15 protein-coding genes are annotated in these 20,902 nt (G+C 71.7%); 7 read left to right on the top strand and 8 right to left on the bottom strand.

The genetic code is table 11. The features are described from left to right. Positions 1-227 precede the first annotated feature (227 nt). Positions 228-2,474: an ATP-dependent RecD-like DNA helicase gene (locus tag AB0M76_RS08845; protein ID WP_365952223.1), complete on the top strand. Its 2,247-nt coding sequence runs from the start codon at positions 228-230 to the stop codon at positions 2,472-2,474. A 182-nt stretch (positions 2,475-2,656) separates the two neighbouring features. After that, positions 2,657-3,946 carry a citrate synthase gene (locus AB0M76_RS08840; protein ID WP_031145430.1) on the top strand — a complete coding sequence of 430 codons (1,290 nt, stop codon included), beginning with the start codon at positions 2,657-2,659 and terminating at the stop codon, positions 3,944-3,946. Positions 3,947-4,370: 424 nt separating this feature from the next. Here AB0M76_RS08840 and AB0M76_RS08835 read toward each other — a convergent pair whose 3' ends face one another. The 3 genes from AB0M76_RS08835 to AB0M76_RS08825 form a co-directional block, all read right to left on the bottom strand. Then, positions 4,371-6,662, bottom strand: coding sequence for a heavy metal translocating P-type ATPase (locus AB0M76_RS08835; RefSeq protein ID WP_365952222.1), 2,292 nt, complete (start codon positions 6,660-6,662; stop codon positions 4,371-4,373). A gap of 89 nt (positions 6,663-6,751) precedes the next feature. Beyond that, positions 6,752-6,988, bottom strand: a complete 237-nt coding sequence (locus AB0M76_RS08830; protein ID WP_266666889.1) for a cation transporter — start codon at positions 6,986-6,988, stop codon at positions 6,752-6,754. A gap of 229 nt (positions 6,989-7,217) precedes the next feature. After that, a complete protein-coding gene (locus AB0M76_RS08825) occupies positions 7,218-7,886 on the bottom strand; it encodes a TetR/AcrR family transcriptional regulator (protein ID WP_365952221.1) in 669 nt (222 codons plus the stop codon). 131 nt (positions 7,887-8,017) lie between these two features. Here AB0M76_RS08825 and AB0M76_RS08820 point away from each other — a divergent pair, with 131 nt between their 5' ends. After that, a complete protein-coding gene (locus AB0M76_RS08820) occupies positions 8,018-10,300 on the top strand; it encodes an MMPL family transporter (protein WP_365952220.1) in 2,283 nt (760 codons plus the stop codon). 89 nt (positions 10,301-10,389) lie between these two features. On the opposite strand, the gene AB0M76_RS08815 is transcribed toward AB0M76_RS08820, so the two are convergent. The 3 genes from AB0M76_RS08815 to AB0M76_RS08805 form a co-directional block, all read right to left on the bottom strand. Beyond that, entirely contained in the window at positions 10,390-10,590 is a 201-nt protein-coding gene (locus AB0M76_RS08815) for a MerR family transcriptional regulator (RefSeq protein ID WP_365952219.1), read from the bottom strand. A 244-nt stretch (positions 10,591-10,834) separates the two neighbouring features. Then, positions 10,835-11,845 carry a Gfo/Idh/MocA family oxidoreductase gene (locus AB0M76_RS08810; protein ID WP_365952218.1) on the bottom strand — a complete coding sequence of 337 codons (1,011 nt, stop codon included), beginning with the start codon at positions 11,843-11,845 and terminating at the stop codon, positions 10,835-10,837. Positions 11,846-11,863: 18 nt separating this feature from the next. Beyond that, on the bottom strand, positions 11,864-12,778 hold the full coding sequence (locus AB0M76_RS08805; protein ID WP_365952217.1) for a sugar phosphate isomerase/epimerase: 915 nt from the start codon (positions 12,776-12,778) through the stop codon (positions 11,864-11,866). An 80-nt stretch (positions 12,779-12,858) separates the two neighbouring features. Here AB0M76_RS08805 and iolC point away from each other — a divergent pair, with 80 nt between their 5' ends. From iolC to AB0M76_RS08785, 4 genes are read left to right on the top strand one after another with little or no spacing between them, the layout of a single operon-like run. Next, entirely contained in the window at positions 12,859-13,770 is a 912-nt protein-coding gene (gene iolC / locus AB0M76_RS08800) for a 5-dehydro-2-deoxygluconokinase (protein WP_365952356.1), read from the top strand. Positions 13,771-13,790: 20 nt separating this feature from the next. Further along, entirely contained in the window at positions 13,791-14,633 is an 843-nt protein-coding gene (gene iolB / locus AB0M76_RS08795; RefSeq protein ID WP_365952355.1) for a 5-deoxy-glucuronate isomerase, read from the top strand. Then, positions 14,630-16,498 carry a 3D-(3,5/4)-trihydroxycyclohexane-1,2-dione acylhydrolase (decyclizing) gene (gene iolD / locus AB0M76_RS08790; RefSeq protein WP_365952216.1) on the top strand — a complete coding sequence of 623 codons (1,869 nt, stop codon included), beginning with the start codon at positions 14,630-14,632 and terminating at the stop codon, positions 16,496-16,498. The genes iolB and iolD overlap by 4 nt, the downstream gene beginning before the upstream one ends. A 12-nt stretch (positions 16,499-16,510) precedes the next feature. After that, positions 16,511-18,010 (top strand): CoA-acylating methylmalonate-semialdehyde dehydrogenase, encoded by a 1,500-nt coding sequence (locus AB0M76_RS08785; RefSeq protein ID WP_365952215.1) that lies wholly within the window; start codon positions 16,511-16,513, stop codon positions 18,008-18,010. 86 nt (positions 18,011-18,096) lie between these two features. Here AB0M76_RS08785 and AB0M76_RS08780 read toward each other — a convergent pair whose 3' ends face one another. Then, positions 18,097-19,131 carry a DUF916 domain-containing protein gene (locus tag AB0M76_RS08780; RefSeq protein ID WP_365952214.1) on the bottom strand — a complete coding sequence of 345 codons (1,035 nt, stop codon included), beginning with the start codon at positions 19,129-19,131 and terminating at the stop codon, positions 18,097-18,099. A 205-nt stretch (positions 19,132-19,336) separates the two neighbouring features. Further along, a complete protein-coding gene (locus AB0M76_RS08775) occupies positions 19,337-20,629 on the bottom strand; it encodes a hypothetical protein (protein ID WP_365952213.1) in 1,293 nt (430 codons plus the stop codon). Between the last annotated feature and the right edge of the window lie 273 nt (positions 20,630-20,902).

Below are 20,902 nucleotides of genomic sequence, written 5' to 3'. Positions count from 1 at the left end.
GGAGCGCCTGTTGGTAATGGAAACGTAAAGTTCCGATTCCGTGCGCAACCCCCGGGCGGGGCAGTGGGTCGTATGGTGCGTCGGCACTTCCGGGGAGGGATCTGGGGGGATCGGGAAGTCCGACACGGGAGGGGTAACCGTGAGGGGGTCCGGCCGCGAGGCCGGACCCCCTTCTGGTTGTCCACAGGCCTGACGGGCTGTCGGCGGCGGGCGGTAGTTTCATTGCCATGGCAACCAACGGGGCGGTGCAACCGGCAGTGGTCGAGGGGGTGCTCGAGCGCATCACCTACGCCAACGAGGAGAGCGGGTACACGGTCGCCCGGGTCGACACCGGCCGCGGCAGCGGGGACCTGCTCACGGTCGTCGGCTCCCTGCTCGGGGCCCAGCCCGGCGAATCGCTGCGCATGGAGGGCCGCTGGGGCTCCCACCCCCAGTACGGCAAGCAGTTCACGGTGGAGAACTACCGCACCGTGCTCCCCGCGACCATCCAGGGCATCCGCCGCTACCTCGGCTCCGGCCTGATCAAGGGCATCGGCCCGAAGATCGCCGACCGGATCGTGGAGCACTTCGGCACCGACACCCTCGACGTCATCGAGGCCGAGCCGAAGCGGCTGATCGAGGTGCCCGGGCTCGGTCCCAAGCGGACCAAGCTGATCGGCGCCGCGTGGGAGGAGCAGAAGGCGATCAAGGAGGTCATGGTCTTCCTCCAGGGCGTCGGCGTCTCCACCTCCATCGCCGTCCGCATCTACAAGAAGTACGCCGACGCCTCCATCTCGGTGGTCAGGAACCAGCCGTACCGGCTCGCCGCCGACGTGTGGGGCATCGGCTTCCTCACCGCCGACCGGATCGCCCAGGCCGTCGGCATACCGCACGACAGCCCCGAACGGGTCAAGGCCGGGCTCCAGTACGCCCTGTCCCAGTCCACCGACCAGGGGCACTGCTTCCTGCCCGAGGAGCGGCTGATCGCCGACGGGGTCAAGCTGCTCCAGGTGGACACCGGGCTGGTCATCGAATGCCTGGCCGAGCTCGCCGCCGACCCGGAGGGCGTCGTACGGGAATCCGTGCCGGATCCGCAGGGCGGTCCGGACCCGCTGACCGCCGTCTACCTGGTGCCCTTCCACCGCGCCGAGCTCTCGCTGGTGGGGCAGGTGCGGCGGCTCCTGGGCGCCGAGGACGACCGGATGCCCGGCTTCCAGGACGTGGACTGGGACAAGGCCCTGAGCTGGCTGGCCGGGCGCACCGGGGCCAAGCTGGCCCCCGAGCAGCGGGACGCCGTCAGACTGGCGCTGACCTGCAGAGTGGCCGTCCTCACCGGCGGGCCGGGCTGCGGGAAGTCCTTCACCGTGCGCTCGATCGTGGAGCTGGCCAGAGCCAAGAAGGCCAAGGTCGTGCTCGCCGCGCCCACCGGCCGGGCCGCGAAACGGCTCGCGGAGCTCACCGGGGCCGAGGCCTCCACCGTGCACCGGCTGCTGGAGCTGAAGCCGGGCGGGGATGCGGCGTACGACCGGGAACGCCCGCTGGACGCGGACCTGGTGGTCGTCGACGAGGCCTCGATGCTGGACCTGCTGCTGGCGAACAAGCTGGTCAAGGCGGTGGCACCGGGTGCGCACCTGCTGCTCGTCGGGGATGTGGACCAGCTGCCCTCGGTCGGCGCCGGGGAGGTGCTGCGAGACCTGCTGGCCGAGGGCGGGCCGGTGCCCGCGGTCCGGCTGACCCGGATCTTCCGGCAGGCCCATCAGTCGGGCGTGGTCACCAACGCCCACCGGATCAACACGGGCCTGCCGCCGCTCACCGACGGGCTGCCGGACTTCTTCCTGTTCCCGGAAGAGGACACCGAGGAGGCCGGGCGGCTCGCCGTGGACGTGGCGGCCCGGAGGATTCCGGCCAGGTTCGGGCTGGACCCGCGCCGCGACATCCAGGTGCTCGCGCCCATGCACCGCGGCCCGGCCGGCGCCGGAAACCTCAACGCCCTGCTCCAGCAGGCCATCACGCCGGCCCGGCCGAACCTGCCCGAGAAGCGGTTCGGCGGCCGTGTCTTCCGGGTCGGCGACAAGGTCACCCAGATCCGGAACAACTACGAGAAGGGCGCGAACGGCGTCTTCAACGGCACGGTCGGCGTGGTCACCGCTCTCGACGTGGACGAACAGCGGCTGACGGTACGGACGGAGGAGGACGAGGAGGTCGGCTACGAGTTCGCCGAACTGGACGAGCTGGCCCACGCCTACGCCGTCACCATCCACCGCTCCCAGGGGAGTGAATATCCGGCCGTGGTGATCCCGGTCACCACCGGGGCTTGGATGATGCTCCAGCGCAACTTGCTCTACACGGCGGTGACCAGGGCGAAGAAACTCGTCGTGCTGGTCGGGTCCCGCAAGGCCCTCGGCCAGGCTGTGCGTACCGTTTCCGCAGGCAGGAGGTACACGGCGGTCGCGCCCAGGCTGTCCGGACGCGTACCGGTGGGAAACATCACCTAAATGATCGATCATTTGGGGTTCCGGCACCGGTGCGCAGGGGGCAGGATGAGCAGGTTGAAGGCACTCAGTGCCGTCAAAAGGACCAAAGGCCGACCCCGAGTGCACTCTCCTGCGCCAAATGGGGGAAGGTAGAGGCAGTCAGGGCACCTCGAAGAAGAGGCACTACGTCGGTGAGGGATGACGTGAGCGACAACTCTGTAGTACTCCGGTACGCGGACGGTGAATACACCTACCCGGTGGTCGAAAGCACCGTCGGTGACCAGGGCTTCGACATCTCGAAGCTGAGGGCCCAGACCGGGCTCGTCACCTTGGACAGCGGATACGGCAACACCGCCGCCTACAAGTCCGCGATCACCTACCTCGACGGTGAGCAGGGAATCCTGCGTTACCGCGGTTACCCGATCGAGCAGCTGGCCGAGCGTTCGACCTTCATCGAGGTCGCGTACCTGCTGATCAACGGTGAGCTGCCGACCGTCGACCAGCTCGCGTCGTTCCGCAACGAGATCACCCAGCACACGCTGCTGCACGAGGACGTCAAGCGGTTCTACGACGGCTTCCCGCGCGACGCGCACCCGATGGCGATGCTGTCCTCCGTGGTCAGCGCGCTGTCGACGTTCTACCAGGACAGCCACAACCCGTTCGACGAGAAGCAGCGCAACCTCTCGACGATCCGGCTGCTGGCCAAGCTGCCGACGATCGCGGCGTACGCGTACAAGAAGTCGGTCGGCCACCCGGTGGTCTACCCGCGCAACGACCTCGGCTACGTCGAGAACTTCCTGCGCATGACCTTCTCCGTGCCGGCCCAGGAGTACGACCTGGACCCGGTCGTGGTCTCGGCGCTCGACAAGCTGCTGATCCTGCACGCGGACCACGAGCAGAACTGCTCGACCTCCACCGTGCGCCTGGTCGGCTCCTCGCAGGCGAACATGTTCGCCTCGATCTCCGCCGGCATCTCGGCCCTGTGGGGTCCGCTGCACGGTGGCGCCAACCAGTCCGTCCTCGAGATGCTCGAGGGCATCAAGAACGACGGCGGCGACGTCGACGCCTTCATCCGCAAGGTGAAGAACAAGGAAGACGGCGTCCGCCTCATGGGTTTCGGGCACCGCGTCTACAAGAGCTTCGACCCCCGGGCGAAGATCATCAAGGCGGCGGCGCACGACGTCCTCTCGGCGCTCGGCAAGAGCGACGAGCTGCTCGACATCGCGCTCAAGCTGGAAGAGCACGCGCTGGCCGACGAGTACTTCGTCTCGCGCAACCTCTACCCGAACGTGGACTTCTACACCGGCCTGATCTACCGGGCCATGGGCTTCCCGACCGAGATGTTCACCGTGCTCTTCGCGCTCGGCCGCCTTCCCGGCTGGATCGCCCAGTGGCACGAGATGATCAAGGAGCCGGGTTCTCGCATCGGCCGTCCGCGCCAGATCTACACCGGCGAGGTCCTGCGCGACTTCGTCCCGGTCGAGGCCCGCTGACCCGAGGCTCAACCGAGGTCTTCAGCCGACGCGTTCAGTCGGGCGAAGAGGCCGCCAGGCAAGCGAAAAGCGCCCCGCCGTCGATCCCCCCACGGGTCGACGGTCGGGGCGCTTTCCTGTCCCCGGAACGGATTCCCCCCACGGGACCCGAGCCGGGGTGTCGGCGAGGAGCGCACGCGTGGTGCGCTCCATTGGGTGTCTGCCGGGACCCGTACGGGTCGGGAGGGCCGCTCAAAGCACCCCGTTGAGCACGCGTCCCGGCCGGCTGATGCCCCGGACGTCCCCCAAGACCCCCGTGAACGTCCCCCAAGACGTTCCCGGCATCGCCCTATTAGACCCACTGCAGTGCCGGATGGTTACGTTGCGATCACTGTGATCTGCGTCTCCTGTGAAGGAAGTGTGCGCGCAGTGGGGAGAAGATCCACTAGCGGAAGGATCGCAACCGGAGGCTGTTGCTCACCACGAAAACGGAGGAGAACGCCATCGCTGCCCCCGCAATCATCGGGTTGAGCAGGCCGGCGGCCGCGAGCGGCAAGGCCAACACGTTGTAGCCGAACGCCCAGAACAGGTTGCCCTTGATGGTGGCCAGGGTCCGTCGGGACAGCCGGATCGCGTCCGCCGCCACCCGCAGGTCCCCCCGTACGAGGGTCAGGTCGCCCGCCTCGATCGCGGCGTCGGTTCCGGTGCCCATGGCCAGGCCCAGGTCCGCCTGCGCCAGTGCGGCCGCGTCGTTGACCCCGTCGCCCACCATGGCGACCGTACGGCCCTCCGCCTGGAGCCGGCGTACGACGTCCACCTTGTCCTGCGGGAGCACCTCGGCGATCACCTCGTCGATGCCCACCTCGCGGGCCACCGTCTCGGCCACGGCCTTGTTGTCGCCGGTCAGCAGCACCGGGGTCAGGCCCAGCGCCCGCAGTCGGGACACCGCCTCGGCGCTGGTCTCCTTGACCGCGTCGGCCACGGTCAGGACGCCGCGCGCCGCCCCGTCCCATGCCACCAGGACGGCGGTGCTGCCCGCGGCCTCGCCGGCCGCCTTGGCCTCGGCGAGGCCGGCGGGCAGGGGGATCGACCGGTCGGCCAGCAGCTGCTCGCGGCCGACCAGGACGGCGTGCCCGTCGACGACGCCCTGGACGCCGAGCCCGGCGAGGGCCTCGAAGGACTCCGGGACCGGCAGGGAGCCGGCCCTCTCGGCGGCGCCGGTGGCGATGGCCCGGGCGATCGGGTGCTCGGAGGAGTGCTCCAGCGAGCCCGCGAGGCGCAGCAGTTCGCGCTCGTCCGTGCCGGCGGCGGTGTGCACGCCGGACAGGGTCATCCGGCCGGTGGTGACCGTACCGGTCTTGTCAAGCACGACCGTGTCGACGCGGCGGGTGGACTCCAGCACCTCGGGGCCCTTGATCAGGATGCCGAGCTGCGCGCCCCGCCCGGTGCCGACCATCAGCGCGGTCGGGGTGGCCAGGCCCAGGGCGCAGGGGCAGGCGATGATCAGGACGGCCACGGCGGCGGTGAAGGCGGCCGTGGGGTTGTCGGTGATCAGCAGCCAGGTGACCCAGGTGCCGAGCGCCAGGACCAGTACGACCGGCACGAAGACCCCGGAGATCCGGTCGGCGAGGCGCTGCACCTCGGCCTTGCCGTTCTGCGCCTCCTCGACGAGCCTGGCCATGCGGGCGAGCTGGGTGTCGGCGCCGATCCGGGTGGCCTCGACGACGAGTCGTCCCGAGGTGTTGACGGTGGCGCCGGTGACGGAGTCGCCCAGGCCGACCTCGACGGGGACCGACTCGCCGGTCAGCATCGAGGCGTCCACGGCGGAGCCGCCCTCGACGACCGTGCCGTCGGTGGCGATCTTCTCGCCGGGGCGGACGACGAACCGGTCGCCGACCGCGAGCTGAGCCACGGGGATCCGTACCTCGCTGCCGCCGCGCAGGACGGCGACGTCCTTGGCGCCCAGCTCCAGCAGGGCCTTGAGGGCGGCACCCGCCTTCCGCTTGGAACGGGCCTCCAGGTAGCGGCCGAGCAGGATGAAGCTGACGACGCCGGCGGCGACCTCCAGGTAGATCGCGGAGGAGCCGTCCGTGCGCGAGATGGTGCCCCCCTGAACTGTGAAGAGGTCGAAGCCGTGCCGCATGCCCGGCATCCCGGCGTGGCCGAAGAACAGGGCCCACAGCGACCAGACGAAGGCGGCGAGCGTGCCGACCGAGACCAGGGTGTCCATGGTGGCGGCGCCGTGCCGGGCGTTGGTCCAGGCGGCCTTGTGGAAGGGGAGGGCGCCCCAGACCACCACGGGGGCGGCCAGGGTCAGCGAGAGCCACTGCCAGTTGTCGAACTGGAGGGCCGGGATCATCGAGAGCAGCACGACAGGCAGGGCCAGCACGGCGGAGACCAGCAGCCGCTGGCGCAGCGCGGCCAGTTCGGGGTCGCGCGCGGCCTCGGCTTCGGGGCGCGCGGTCTCCGGTTCCGGTTCCGGCGGCGGGGGCTCCTCGGCGGTGTACCCGGTCTTGACGACGGTCTCGATCAGGTCGGCGACCTGGACTCCGCCGCCGTACGAGACGCGCGCCTTCTCGGTGGCGTAGTTCACCGTGGCGGTGACCCCGTCCATCCGGTTCAACTTCTTCTCGATGCGGGCCGCGCAGGAGGCGCAGGTCATTCCGCCGATGCTCAGCTCGACATCGGCGGCTCCGGCCGCCGCTATGGGCCCGTCGTGCACTGTGCTGCTGCTCATGTCCGGCTCCAGGGGGAGGGCCGGGTCGTACGGAACCAGTATGAGCTGGCCGGCACGACCCGGCGGGGTGCTGCGAAGGAGAGGGGTGCTCAGGCGGCCCGGCCGGCGAACTCGTACCCGGCCTCGTCCACGGCGGCGGCGACGTCCTCGTCGGTGAGCGCGGCGGCGGAGACCACGGTGACCTCGCCGGTCGCGGCGACGGCCTTGACCGAGCTGACGCCCGGCAGGGCGGAGATCTCGGTGGTCACCGCGCCCTCGCAGTGCCCGCAGGTCATGCCGGTCACCCGGTAGACGGTGGTGGTCTGGGTGTCCGTCTCGGCGGTCATGTCGTTCTCCTCTTCAAGGGCGTGTCCGGTCGCCGGGGCCGGCGGTTACGCACCACCGTCCTCCCGACTCCTGGAGACTATACCCCTAGGGGGTATCAATGCGAGCGTTCGCCGCCACTTCCGGCCGGTTCCGGATGCGTCCGAAGCGGCGACCGCGGCGACTGTGACGGGCGTGACGGGCGTGACGGGCGTGACGGGCGTGACGGGCGTGGGAACGCGAAGGCGTACGTCAGTGCGCGCCGGACGTGGTGGCCATCGGCTCCAGGTAGCGAAGCAGCACGGTCTTCAGCTCGGCGACGTACGCGGCCCGCTCGGTGCCCTCGCTCGCCAGGATCAGGTCGAGCGACGCCTTGAAGATGCCCAGGATCATGTTGGAGACGTGGGCGATCTCGTCGGGCGTGCCGTCCGGGCAGAAGCTGCGCAGGATGCCCTGGACCCGGGTCAGCAGCCCGGAGTGCAGCTCCTCGTGCTCCTGGGTGATGCCGGGGATGCCGGAGCCGTGCATGAGGGCCCAGAACGCCGGGTTCTCGCAGTTGAAGGCGATGACCGGGTCCAGGACGGCGTCGAGCAGCTCGGGCAGGGGCCGGTCCAGGTTCTCGGGGAGGAAGGCCTGGCCGTGCATCTCGTGGGCGCGCCGGAGCAGCTGGCCGCCCAGCTCGATGGCGATGGCCTCCTTGTTCGGGAAGAACTGGTAGAGCGTGCCCGGCGAGACCTCGGCCTCGCGGGCGATGGCGTTGGTGCTGGCCGCGGCGTAGCCGGTACGGCAGAAAACGCTGGCGGCGGCAGCCAGGAGCTGGGCGATCCGGCGCTCCCCGCGGGCCTGGCGCCGGGGCGCGGCGGCCTCCTTCGTGGCCTTCGGGGCCTTTGCGGCGGTTTCGGCCTGGGACCTCTCCGGCATGTCACGTCCTTTGCTTCCCGTGGGTGATTGACAAACGCGAGAGGGCGCTCGCATTCTTGGAAAACGCGAGCGACTGCTCGTGTTTGCCAGTCTAATTGGCCTGGCAATCACGGTGAAGGGGACACCGAGTCATGTCCGAAGTCAAAAAACCGCCGTCGTCAGGGGAGAGCGGCCGGTGGACCCGGATCGTCACGGCCCGGCCGCGGCTCTCGCTGCTGCTCGCCCTCGTGGTCACGGCACTGGCCGTCCTCGCGGGCGGCGGCGTCGCCGACCGGATGGGCAGCGGCGGCTGGGAGGACCCGGACGCCCGGTCCACCTACGCCTCCAAGGTCCTCGAGCGCGAGTTCCCCGGCTCCCAGCCCAACCTGCTCCTGCTGGTGGACGCCGGCAGCGGGGCAGGCGCCGGGTCGGGGTCGGCCGGGGTGGACGATCCGGCCGTCGCCGCCGAGGCCGAGCGGCTGACCGCGCAACTCGCCTCCGAGCAGGGGGTGGCCGGAGTCGGCTCGTACTGGCGCACGCACCTGCCCGCGCTGCGCTCCGAGGACGGCAGGCAGGCCCTGATCGCCGCCCGGGTGCTGGGCGACGAGAAGACCCGCGCCGCGGTGCTGGAGCGGATCGCCCCGCGCTACCGGGGCGAGCACGGACCGGTGCGCGTCTCCCTCGGGGGGCCGGTCGCCGTCCAGCGCGAGGTGACCACCACCATCCAGGAGGACCTGCTGCGTGCCGAGGTGATCGCCCTGCCGGTGACCCTTGTCCTGCTCATCATCGTCTTCGGCAGCGCCGTGGCCGCGCTGCTGCCGCTGGGCGTGGGCATAGTCGCCATTCTCGGCACCAATGCCGTGCTGCGCGGCCTCACCGAGTTCACCGACGTCTCCGTCTTCGCCCAGAACCTGACCACCGCGCTGGGCCTCGGACTCGCCATCGACTACGCCCTGTTCATCGTGCGGAGGTTCCGCGAGGAGCTCGCCGCCGGGCGGGATCCGGTGGCAGCCGTGGGGGCCACGCTGCGGACCGCCGGGCGTACGGTGCTGTTCTCGGCACTGACCGTGGCCGTCTCGCTCTCGGCGATGCTGTTCTTCCCGATGTACTTCCTGCGGTCCTTCGCCTATGCCGGGGTCGCGGTGGTCCTGCTCGCGGCGGCCGCCGCCCTGATCCTGCTGCCGGCGGCGCTGGTGCTGCTCGGGGAGCGGGTCAACTCCCTCGACCTGCGGCGGCTGTGGCGGCGGGGGCGCGCCGGGGCGGCCGCAGGGGCGCCGGGCGCGGATGCCGAGGCCGGTCGGGGCTGGGCGCGCGCGACCGCGCTGGTGATGCGCCGGGCCCCCGTGTTCGCCATCGCCACCACGGCTGGGCTGCTCCTCCTCGGACTGCCCTTCCTCGGGGTGAAGTTCGGCACCGTGGACGACCGGCAGCTGCCGAAGACCGCCTCGTCCCACTTGGTCCAGCAGCAGATCCGCGACGGCTTCCCGGGCAGCCCCGGCGCCGGGCTGACCGTGCTGGCCGAGGGCGCGGCCGGCCCCGCGGACCTGGCCGCCTACCGGGACCGGCTGGCCGCCCTGCCCGGGGTGCGGGTGGACGGGCCGGTGAGCTCCGAGGCCCGGCCGGGGTACGCGTACTTCTCGGTGGTCACCGAGGGCGAGGCGGTGGGGCGGCAGGCCCAGGACCTCGTCGGCGAGGTGCGCGGGGTGGACGCCCCCTTCGACGCCTCGGTGACAGGACAGGCGGCGGTGCTCGTCGACGCCCAGAAGGCGATAGCGGAGAAGCTGCCGGCCGCCCTGGCCCTGGTGGTTCTGGCCACGCTGCTGCTGGTCTTCCTGCTCACCGGGAGCGTGCTGATACCCGTCCAGGCGGTACTGCTCAACGCGCTGAGCCTGACGGCGATGTTCGGGGCGGTGGTGTGGGTCTTCCAGGAGGGCAACCTCTCCGGACTGCTCTCCTTCACCTCCACCGGGGACATCGAGACCACCCTGCCCGTCCTGATGTTCTGCATCGCCTTCGGACTCTCCATGGACTACGGGGTGTTCCTCATATCCCGCATCAAGGAGGAGTACGAGCGGACCGGGGACCACGAGGGGGCGGTGCGTACCGGACTGGTCCGCACGGGTGGGCTGATCACCGCGGCGGCCGTGATCCTGGCGGTGGTGATGGTGGCCATCGGCAGCTCCCGGGTGACCAACACCAAGATGCTGGGGCTCGGGATCGCGCTGGCCGTGCTGATGGACGCGCTGGTCGTACGGAGCCTCCTGGTTCCGGCGGTCATGAAGCTGACGGGGAAGGCCACCTGGTGGGCGCCGGGCCCGCTGCGGCGCCTGCACGAGCGGTTCGGGCTGAGCGAGGGGGAGTCCGCGCCGGGACCGCTGCCGCAGGTGCCGGGGGAGACACCGGAGCCGGACCGGATACCCGCGGGCAGTCGCTAGGGGGTGGTGGGGGGAGCCGCCGCGGCTGGGGGCGGCTCCCCCTGCGGATGGGGCCCCGGCGGTTCCGTCCGCAGCCGGGGCCGTGGGCGTCAGTCCTCGCGGCGGCCCCGGTTGCCGGGGCGGTGGGCCACCCAGGTGCGGATCGTGTCGGCGTACCAGTAGGGCTTGCCGCCTTCCACGTGGTCGGGAGCGGGGAGCAGCCCGTGCTTGCGGTACGAGCGCACCGTGTCCCGCTGGACCCGGATGTGGGCGGCGATCTCCTTGTACGACCACAGCTGTCTGTCGCTCATCCACGACACCTCCTTGTCCACGCCGCGGGGCCGGCCTGGAAGCCGTCGGGGGAGCCGACGCGTGGACACAGACGATCAATCGGGTTGTGCCCGGAGAACGACGGAGGGCGAAGGCGCGGGAGGGGCTGTTGAGTTGCTGTGACGGAAAACCTGCGTCATGCGGATATCCGTGACACAAGGGCGACGCCTGTGACAGATGCGGCACAGCGGATGGGGGGTGAACGGGGAGCGGGAGGACGGCTGCTCAGCGGTACAGGGCCGGCCGTTCGATCAGCTCCACCGGGGTCCGCACGCCGCTGTGCGCGGCAGTGAGCCCCGCTGCGGAGACCGCGGCCGCCGCGTAGCCGTCCCAGGCATCGGGCCCGGCCACCCGGCCCTGCGCGGCCGCGGCCACCCAGCGCCGCAGCTGGCGGTCGTACGCATCGGCGAACCGGACGGTGAAGTCCTGGGCGATCTCCCCGTAGCTGCGGCCCGCGGACCGGACGACCATCGCCTGCCCCTCGCCGATCTGGGCGCTCCCCGCCTCGCCGACCGCCTCGCACCGGACCTCGTAGCCGAAGCCGCAGTTGACGAAGATCTCCACGTCCACGATCACCCCGCCCGAGGTCTCCAGCAGGACCAGCCGGGGATCGCGCAGCCCCTCGGGGGCCGCCGAGGTGGGCGTCGGGGAGAGCACGGACACCGCGGTGATCTCCTGCCCGAGCAGCCAGCGCGCCGCGTCGACCTCGTGCACGACGGAGTCGCTGATCAGCATGTCGCTGGTGAAGAACGACGGCGAGGAGGCATTGCGGTGCCGGCAGTGCAGGAACAGCGGCCGGCCGATCCCGCCCGCGTCCAGCAGCTCCTTGAGCCGCTCGTATTCGGCGTCGAACCGCCGCATGAACCCCACCTGCACCAGGCGCCGGCCCAGCCGCTGCTCCGCCTCCATCACCCGCAGCGCCCCCGCCGGATCCGGGGTCAGCGGCTTCTCGCACAGCACCGGCAACTCCCGCTCCAGGGCCTGCAGGATCGCCTCCTCGTGGGCGGGCCCCGGGGAGGCGATCAGTACGGCCTGCACCCCCGGTGCTGCTATCGCGGCCGCCGGATCCGTGTGCGCGCTCGCGCCGTCCAGCGCCGCCGCGACCGCCTTGACCCGGTCGCCGTCCGGGTCGGCCACGGCCACCACCCGCGCCCCGCCCACCGTCCGCCCGATCCGGCGGACGTGGTCGGCGCCCATCTTCCCCGTCCCGATGACGGCGATGCCCAGCGTGCTCATTTCGTATCCCTCCAGGGGTCAGCGGGCGCCGCAGGAGCGCAGGTAGGCGCGGGTGCGGCGGGCGATCGGCAGCGGCCGGTCGGGCGGGCACGGGTACATGTCCTGCTCCACGATCGCGAAGAGGTCCACGCCGAGCCGCTGGGCGGCCGCGAGTACGGGCTCCAGTGCGGGCACCCCCGACGGCGGTTCGCACATCACCCCGCGGGCCACGGCCGGCCCGAAGGGCAGCTGCTCCGCGACGACTTCGGCGAGGATCCGCGGGTCGACCTGCTTGAGGTGGAGGTAGCCGATCCGCTCGGCGAAGGTTTCGACGGCCTGGACGCTGTCGCCGCCGCAGTAGGCGTAGTGCCCGGTGTCCAGGCACAGGGAGACCAGCTCCGGGTCGGTGGAGTCCAGGAAGCGGGCCACGTTCTCGGAGGTGTCGATGTGCGTGTCCGCATGCGGATGGACGACGATCCGCAGCCCGTACCGGTCCTGGACCTCGCGGCCCAGACGCTCGGTCTGCGTGGTCAGTTCACGCCATTGCGCGGGCGTGAGGGTGCGGTCCTCCAGCACCTCGCCGGTCTTGTCGTCCCGCCAGAACGAGGGAATGACGACGAGGTGCCCCGCGCCCATGGCCTGCGTGAGCGCCGCGATCCGCGACACGTGCTCCCAGGTGTCCGCCCAGACGGCGGGCCCGTGATGGAGTCCCGTGAAGACGGTGCCCGCGCTGACCCGCAGGCCCCGTTTCGCGGTCTCCTCGGCGAGGCGGGCCGGGTCGGTGGGGAGATAGCCGTACGGGCCGAGCTCGATCCACTCGTACCCGGAGTCGGCGACCTCGTCGAGGAAGCGGTCCCACGGCGTCTGCAGCGGATCGTCGGGGAACCAGACACCCCAGGAGTCCGGAGCCGAACCGATGCGAATACGGGTCAACGCGGGCGGGGAGGACGTCATGACGGCCACCTTAGGGTGCGAGACGAGTGGGAGGACTGCCTGTGACCACCGCGGACGATGTCGCGTTCGACCTGATCACGATGGGGCGCATCGGGGTGGATCTCTACCCGCTGAGAACGGGCGTACCGCTGGCGGAGGCGGACACCTTCGGGAAGTTCCTGGGCGGCTCGCCCACCAACGTCGCCGTCGCGGCGGCGAGGCTGGGCCGCCGGGTGGCGGTGATCACCAAGACCGGAGCCGATCCCTTCGGCGCCTACCTGCGGGCCGAGCTGCGCGGGTTCGGGGTGGACGACCGGTGGGTGGGGGAGGAGGCGCGCTATCCGACCCCGCTCACGTTCTGCGAGATCTTCCCGCCGGACGATTTCCCCCTCTACTTCTACCGGCTGCCCAAGGCCCCCGACCTGGAGATCGAACCGGCGGAGCTGGACCTGGCGGCGGTACGGGCCGCACGGGTGTTCTGGATGACGGGGACCGGCCTGAGCGTGCAACCGAGCCGGTCCGCCACCCTGGCCGCGCTGGAAGCCCGCGCGAAGTCCGGGATCACGGTCTTCGACCTCGACTGGAGGCCGATGCTGTGGGAGGACGAGCCGGAGGGCGCGTACGCGCAGGCGCTGGGCCTCGCCACGGTGGCGGTCGGCAACGCGCAGGAGTGCGCGATCGCGACGGGCGAGTCCGAACCGCGGGCCGCGGCGCGGGCGCTGCTGGCGGCCGGGGTGGAACTGGCGGTGGTGAAACGGGGGCCGGACGGGGTACTGGCGATGCGGCGGGACGGAACGGTGGTGGAGGCGGCGCCGGTGCCGGTGGAGGTGGTGAACGGGCTGGGCGCGGGGGACGCGTTCGGCGGGGCGCTGTGCCACGGGCTGCTGGCGGGCTGGGACTTGGCGCAGGTGATCCGCTACGCCAATGCGGCGGGGGCGATCGTGGCGTCACGGTTGGCGTGCTCGGCGGCGATGCCGTACGCGAAGGAAGTGGAGGAGGTGCTGGAGCCGTGACCGTGACCGCGTCGCACGAGATGGAGTTCACCGCGCTGCGGGTGCTGGAGCTTGTGCCCGGCGAGACGCATGCGCACGCGTGCGGGGACCACGAGTGGATCGTCCTCCCGCTGACCGGCGGCTGCACGATCCGCTTGGGCGGGGCGGGGAGAGGCTCCGCAGGGTCCGGGCCCCAGGTGTTCGAACTCCGCGGGCGGGACAACGTGTTCAGCGGGCTGAGCGACTTCGTGTATCTGCCCCGGGCCGGGGAAGCGGAGATCGGGTCCCCCGCCGGAGGGCGGTTCGCGCTCGTCGGGGCGCGCTGCGAGCAGATCCTGCCCGCCCGGTACGGGCCCGCCCGGGACGTCCCCGTCGAGCTGCGCGGCGCAGCCCACTGCACGCGCCAGGTCAACAACTTCGCCGCCGCCGGCGTCTTCGACTGCGACCGCCTCATCGCCGTCGAGGTCCTCACACCCGGCGGGAACTGGTCCTCGTACCCGCCCCACAAGCACGACGAGTTCCACCCCGGCCACGAGTCCCGCCTCGAAGAGATCTACTACTTCGAGATCGCCCCGCACGGGGACACCCCCGGCCTCGGCTACCAGCGTGTCACCCCCTCCCCGGCGGGGAAGACCGACATCCTCACGGAGGTGAGGACCGGCGACGCGGTGCTCATCCCGGACGGCTGGCACGGGCCGTCCATCGCCGCGCCCGGGCACGACATGTACTACCTCAACGTCATGGCCGGGCCCCCGGGGCCGCCCCGGGAGTGGCTGATCCGGGACCACCCCGACCACCGCTGGATCCGGGACACCTGGACCGGGCAGGACACCGACCCCCGGCTGCCCTTCTACCGACACCGAGCGGAGGACGAGACCCCATGAGGCTCACCGTCGCCCAGGCCCTCGTACGGTTCCTGGCCGCCCAGTACACCGAACGCGACGGGCGCAGGCAGCGGCTGATCGCCGCCACCTGGGGGATCTTCGGACACGGGAACGTCGCCGGCATCGGGCAGGCCCTCCTCGAGAGCGGCCCTCGGGAGATGCCCTTCCTCCAGGGGCGCAACGAGCAGGCCATGGTGCATGCCGCCGTCGGGTACGCCCGCCAGTGCGGGCGGCTCTCGGCCCACGCCGTCACCACCTCGATCGGGCCCGGCGCCACCAACCTGGTCACCGGGGCCGCCCTCGCCACCATCAACCGGATCCCCGTCCTCCTCCTGCCCGGCGACACCTTCGCCACCCGGCCCGCCGATCCCGTGCTGCAACAGCTCGAGGTGCCGTACGCGGGTGACCTCTCCGTCAACGACACCCTGCGGCCCGTCTCCCGCCACTTCGACCGGATCACCCGCCCCGAGGCCCTGATCCCGGCCGCCCTCCAGGCCATGCGGGTGCTCACCGACCCCGTCCAGACCGGCGCGGTGACCCTGGCGCTGCCCCAGGACGTCCAGGCCGAGGCGTACGAGTGGCCGCCCGAGTTCTTCGCCGAGCGGGTGTGGGGCGTACGCCGGCCCCGGCCCGACCGGGACGAGCTCGCCCGGGCTGCCGCGGCCGTACGGGGCTCCGCGCGCCCGCTGATCGTCGCCGGCGGCGGGATCCGGCACAGCGCGGCCCAGGCCGCACTGGCGGAGTTCGCCGAGGCGACCGGGATCCCGGTCGCCTCCACGCAGGCGGGGAAGGGGGTGCTCCCGTACGACCACCCCGCCGATGTCGGCGGCATCGGGCACACCGGGACGGCCACCGCCGACGAGCTGGCCCGCGGCGCCGACCTGGTCATCGCCGCCGGGACCCGGCTCACCGACTTCACCACCGCCTCGGCGACCCTGTTCCAGAACCCCGCCGTCCGCTTCCTCGGGCTCAACCTCGACCCGTACGACGCCCACAAGCTCGCCGCCCGGCCGCTGGTCTGCGATGCGCGGGTGGGCCTGGAAGACCTCCGGGACGCGGCTGCCGGGTACCGCGTGGACCCCGCGTACGAGACGACGTACAAAGAAAAGAAACGCGGCTGGGAGCGGCTGGTCGAGCAGGCCTACGCGGCCCCCGACGAGGACGCCGCCCCGACGCAGGCCCAGGTGCTCGGGCTGCTCGACTCGCTTGTCGATGCCTCCGACATCCTGATCAACGCCGCCGGCTCGCTGCCCGGGGACCTGCACAAGCTCTGGCGGGCCCGCTCCACCCACCAGTACCACGTGGAGTACGGGTACTCCTGCATGGGCTACGAGATCCCGGCGGCGATCGGGGTCGCGCTCGCCGCCCCCGGCCGCCCGGTGTGGGCGCTCGTCGGCGACGGGACGTACCTGATGAACCCGACCGAGATCGTCACGGCCGTGCAGGAGGGCATCCCGATCAAGGTGGTGATCCTCGACAACCACGGCTACGCCTCCATCGGTGGCCTCTCCGGGGCCGTGGGCGGGGAGGGCTTCGGAACCGCATACCGCTTCCGGGCGGACGACGGCTCGTACACCGGAGCGCCCCTGCCGGTGGACCTCGCGGCCAACGCAGCCTCCCTCGGGATGGCCGTGATCCGCACCCGCACCATCGGTGACCTGCGGAAAGCCCTGGCCGAAGCGCGTGAGGCGGACCGTCCCACATGTGTCTACGCACAGACCCGAACACCCGACACTGTGTCGGGCCCGCCCCCGGCACAGGCGTGGTGGGATGTTCCTGTGGCCGAGACCGCGACCCGTGCGTCCGCGAACGCGGCCCGCGAAGAGTACGACCGGCAAGCCGCGCAGCGACGTCGCCATCTGTGAAGGAGCAAGGCAATGAAGACCGTCAACCACTGGATCGGTGGCAAGACCGTCGAGGGCGCGTCGGGCAACTACGGCCCGGTCACCGACCCGGCCACCGGCGAGGTCACCACGCAGGTCGCCCTCGCGTCGGCCGATGAGGTCGATGCGGCCGTACGGGTCGCCCAGGAGGCCTTCCAGACCTGGGGCCAGTCCTCGCTGGCCGCCCGCACCAAGGTGCTGTTCGCCTACCGCGCGTTGCTGGACGCCAACCGCGACGCCATCGCCGAGCTGATCACCGCCGAGCACGGCAAGGTCCACTCGGACGCGCTGGGCGAGGTCGCGCGCGGCCTGGAGATCGTCGAGCTGGCCTGTGGGATCACCACGCAGCTCAAGGGCGAGCTGTCCACGTCCGTCTCGAACCGAGTGGACGTCTCCTCGATCCGCCAGCCGCTCGGCGTGGTCGCGGGCATCACCCCGTTCAACTTCCCGGCGATGGTGCCGATGTGGATGTTCCCGCTGGCCGTGGCCTGCGGAAACACCTTCATCCTCAAGCCGAGCGAGAAGGACCCGTCGGCCGCCAACAAGCTGGCCGAGCTGGCGTCCGAGGCCGGCCTGCCGGCCGGTGTGCTCAACGTCGTCCACGGTGACAAGGTCGCCGTCGACGCGCTGCTCGCCCACCCGGGCATCGCGGCCGTCTCCTTCGTCGGCTCCACGCCGATCGCCCGCCACATCCACACCACCGCCTCCGCGAACGGCAAGCGGGTCCAGGCCCTGGGCGGCGCCAAGAACCACATGCTGGTGCTGCCGGACGCCGACCTGGACGCGGCCGCCGACGCGGCGGTCTCGGCCGCGTACGGCTCGGCGGGCGAGCGCTGCATGGCGATCTCGGCGGTCGTCGCGGTCGGCTCCATCGCCGACGAGCTGGTCGAGAAGATCCGCGAGCGCGCCGAGAAGATCAAGATCGGCCCGGGCAACGACCCGAGCTCCGAGATGGGCCCGCTGATCACCGCCGCCCACCGCGACAAGGTCGCCTCGTACGTGAAGGGCGCGGCCGACCAGGGCGCCGACGTGGTCCTGGACGGTACCGGCTACACGGTCGGCGGCTTCGAGAAGGGCCACTGGATCGGCCTCTCGCTGCTGGACAACGTGAAGACCGACTCCGACGCCTACCGCGACGAGATCTTCGGGCCGGTGCTGTGCGTGCTGCGCGCCGAGACCTACGAGGAGGGCGTGGCGCTCATCAACGCCTCGCCGTTCGGCAACGGCACCGCGATCTTCACCCGCGACGGCGGCGCGGCCCGCCGCTTCCAGCTGGAGATCGAGGCGGGCATGGTCGGCGTCAACGTGCCGATCCCGGTGCCGGTGGGCTACCACTCCTTCGGCGGCTGGAAGGACTCGCTCTTCGGCGACCACCACATCTACGGGAACGACGGCATCCACTTCTACACCCGCGGCAAGGTCGTCACGACCCGCTGGCCGGACCCCTCCGAGGCCCCGTCGGGCGTGGACCTGGGCTTCCCCCGCAACCACTGACCCGCGACCGCGCGCCGCAGGGCGCGTAGCACCGCAGGACCCGCTCGCCCCCGCACCCCTCCCGCGGGGGGCGAGCTCCGTTCCCGTCAGTGCGCTGCAGCCAAGTCCGGTGCGGGCTCGGCCTGTTCCACCGGGGACCGGCGGCGCCGCCGAAGTACCCAGGCGATGAGTGCGGCGCCCGCCAGGATCAGCAGTGCGCCGGCGGCGGGCCACGGCACGGCGACGAACTCCGCCTCGGCTGCCGAGGTGAGGTCCGGATAGGCGCTCGCCCCGGCCGAGATCCGTACGGTGACCCAGTCCGACTGCGGTGCGTCCGCCCACGGTTCGGTCAGCTCGATCCGCTGGCCGGGGAGCAGCACCAGCTTCAGCTCGCGGGCCGGCCGGTCGAGCACCGTACGGCCGAACAGCCCTTCGGCGGACACCGCCACCTTGGGCTCGACGACCACATTGCCCCGGTTGACCAGCGTGTACGAGACCGTGGCGCGGGCCTCCTTGACCCACGGCAGCAGCGGCGCCGACCGGCTGACCTTCACGTTCTCCACGCTCAGCCCCGGCGTCACCGGCCCCGGCACCCGGAAGTACAGCCGCGAGCCGACCTGCCGCTTCACCCCGACCTGGACCTTGCCCTCCTGGCGGATGCCCTCCACGGCGGTGTTGAGGGCGACGATCCCGCCGACGTGGTCGCCGGGCGTCGCGTCCTGGGGGACCGTCACCGTGAACGGGATGTCCTTGCGGCCCTTGGGCGGCACGGTCATCGTGGTCGCCGTCTCGGGCGGCAGCGCTGTCCAGGTGCCCACGTCCTTGGGCTTCTGGTCCACCGGAAGCAGCGCGAAGGCGCCGCCGGCCGGGGTGTTCACCGCATCGGTGGCGAAGATCTGGAAGGTCAGCTCCTTGTCGGAGGAGTTCAGGATCGTCACGCTGTCGCCGACCGTGGTCCCGGCCGCGCCCTGGTGGAAGAAGTACGCGCGATCGGTCATCGCGGCGCCGGCCGGGGGCGTCGGGAACACCCCCCAGGTGCCGTTGTCCGCGGCCGTCGCCGTCGCCGTGGGCAGGAGCAGGCCCGCGACCAGCAGCAACAGGGCGAGGAGCGGACCGTACGAAGCAGAGACGCGGGGGCGCATGGGCGGTTCTCCAGTCGGCGCGGGGCGGCGGGGGCGGGGGTGGGGGCGGAAGGCGAAGGGGTGGTGGGGGGGGGGGGGGGCGCCCCCCCCCCGGGGGGCGGGGGCGGGGGGGGGGGGGGGGGGGGGGGGGGGGGGGGCGGGCCGGGGGGGGGGGGGCGGGCGCCCCGCCCCCCCCCACCACCCTGGGTGCACTGCTCCTGCCGGGTCAGGCGATCGAGAAGGTGACGACCGTCTGGTAGGTGTCGGCGAACATGAACGGCGGGAGCTGGATCATCCCGGCGCCGCCGACGGCGAACTCACCGCCGGTCAGCTCGTCCCCGCCGGCGGCCTGCGAGGCCACCTTCATCGGGGTCTCGGAGATCGCGCTGGGCGTGCCCGCGGCACAGGTGCTCGGGCTGTCCGGGTTGGTCACGGTGCAGGACGGCTGGATGCCGATCTGCGCCTTCGCCATCGAGTGGCCGGTCGTCTGGTTCAGGAACGGCGTACGGGTCGCCGTCACGTCCCAGCCGAGCGTGCCGCCGCGGAAGTCCTGGACGGTCGCGGCGTTGAACACGCCGACCACCGACTGGGCCTTGCCGTTGATGGTGACCGAGGGGAAGGCGACGGCCGGCTGGCCGTCCTTCGGGCCGAGCGCCAGCGGGCCGGGGAGGACCTCGATGTCGACCGGGTTCTTCACGCCCGCCTGGTCCTCCAGGTACACGAAGGACTTGTACGGGGTGACCGAGCCGTCGATCTTCAGGGCGTCGGCCTTCTTGGTGACGGTGATGTTGCAGGTGGCGGCGCCGGTCGCGTCCGCCGTACCGGTGCCGGTGTCACCGGTGGCCGCGCCCGCGAGGAGGGCGGAGCAGGTGACCGGCCCGGCCGCGAAGTTGGCGCCGCTGACGACGACGGCCGTGCCGGCCTTGCCGCTGTTGGGCGTCAGCTTGGTGGTGACCGGGTCCTTGGGCAGGGCCTCGACGGCGACCGAGCCGAGGGTGGCGCTCGGCCGGGGCGCCGGGGTGCAGGTCGTGGTGAACACCGAACCGCTGAGGTCGGCGTCGGTGACCGCGAGGTCGAGCTTGATGTCGACCGGGGTGCCCTCGGTGCCGTCCGGGATCTTGATCGTTCCGGAGAAGGCCTTCGGGTCGAGCGGGGTGCCGGCGACGACGCTCACGGTTTCGGGCGGGCTGGTGACCACCTGGGTGGTCGTCCCCACCTTGAGGGTGATCTTGGTGGTGTTCACCGTCGTGACGGAGAAGCCGGGGATCAGCGGGCTCGCACCCGGATCGATCGTGATTGGTACGACGTCGCCGGCCTTGGCCGTGTCGGGCACCGTGACCGTGTAGTTCTGGTTGCCCGAAGCGTCCGGCTGCGGAGCCGGGGCGTCGCAGTTCTCGAAGACGGGGGTGGTCACGGTCGCCGCCTGGGCGGTGCCGGTCAGGCCCACCACGCCGCCCGTCAGCGCGAGGGACAGGGCGCCCGCCCCGGCCAGAATTCTTCGTCGGAACGTTGTACTCACTGGGTCGCGACTCCTTCGTCAGACGAACCCCTCCCCCCACCCGCTGTGTGGGGGAGGCCGAGCCGGTGCGGTGGCCGACATTGACGCGTCGCGGTGATGAGAAGTCAATGACTTGCTTTCGCCCGAAGCACACAGAAATTGATGTCCCATCAGGCCGGGTCCTCGGGGGTGCGGTGCGGGTGGGATGGGTGGGGTGCGGGCAGGGGGCTGACGTGGGGGCTGACCTGGGCGCTGACACGGCCGTCCGGTGATCCGGCCGTCGGCGTGGGGCGG

The sequence above is a fragment of the Streptomyces sp. NPDC051364 genome (assembly GCF_040682115.1).
In the GTDB taxonomy this organism is placed as follows: domain Bacteria; phylum Actinomycetota; class Actinomycetes; order Streptomycetales; family Streptomycetaceae; genus Streptomyces.
Note: the sequence above shows the minus strand (reverse complement) of the source record. Positions and strands in the feature narration are given on the sequence as shown.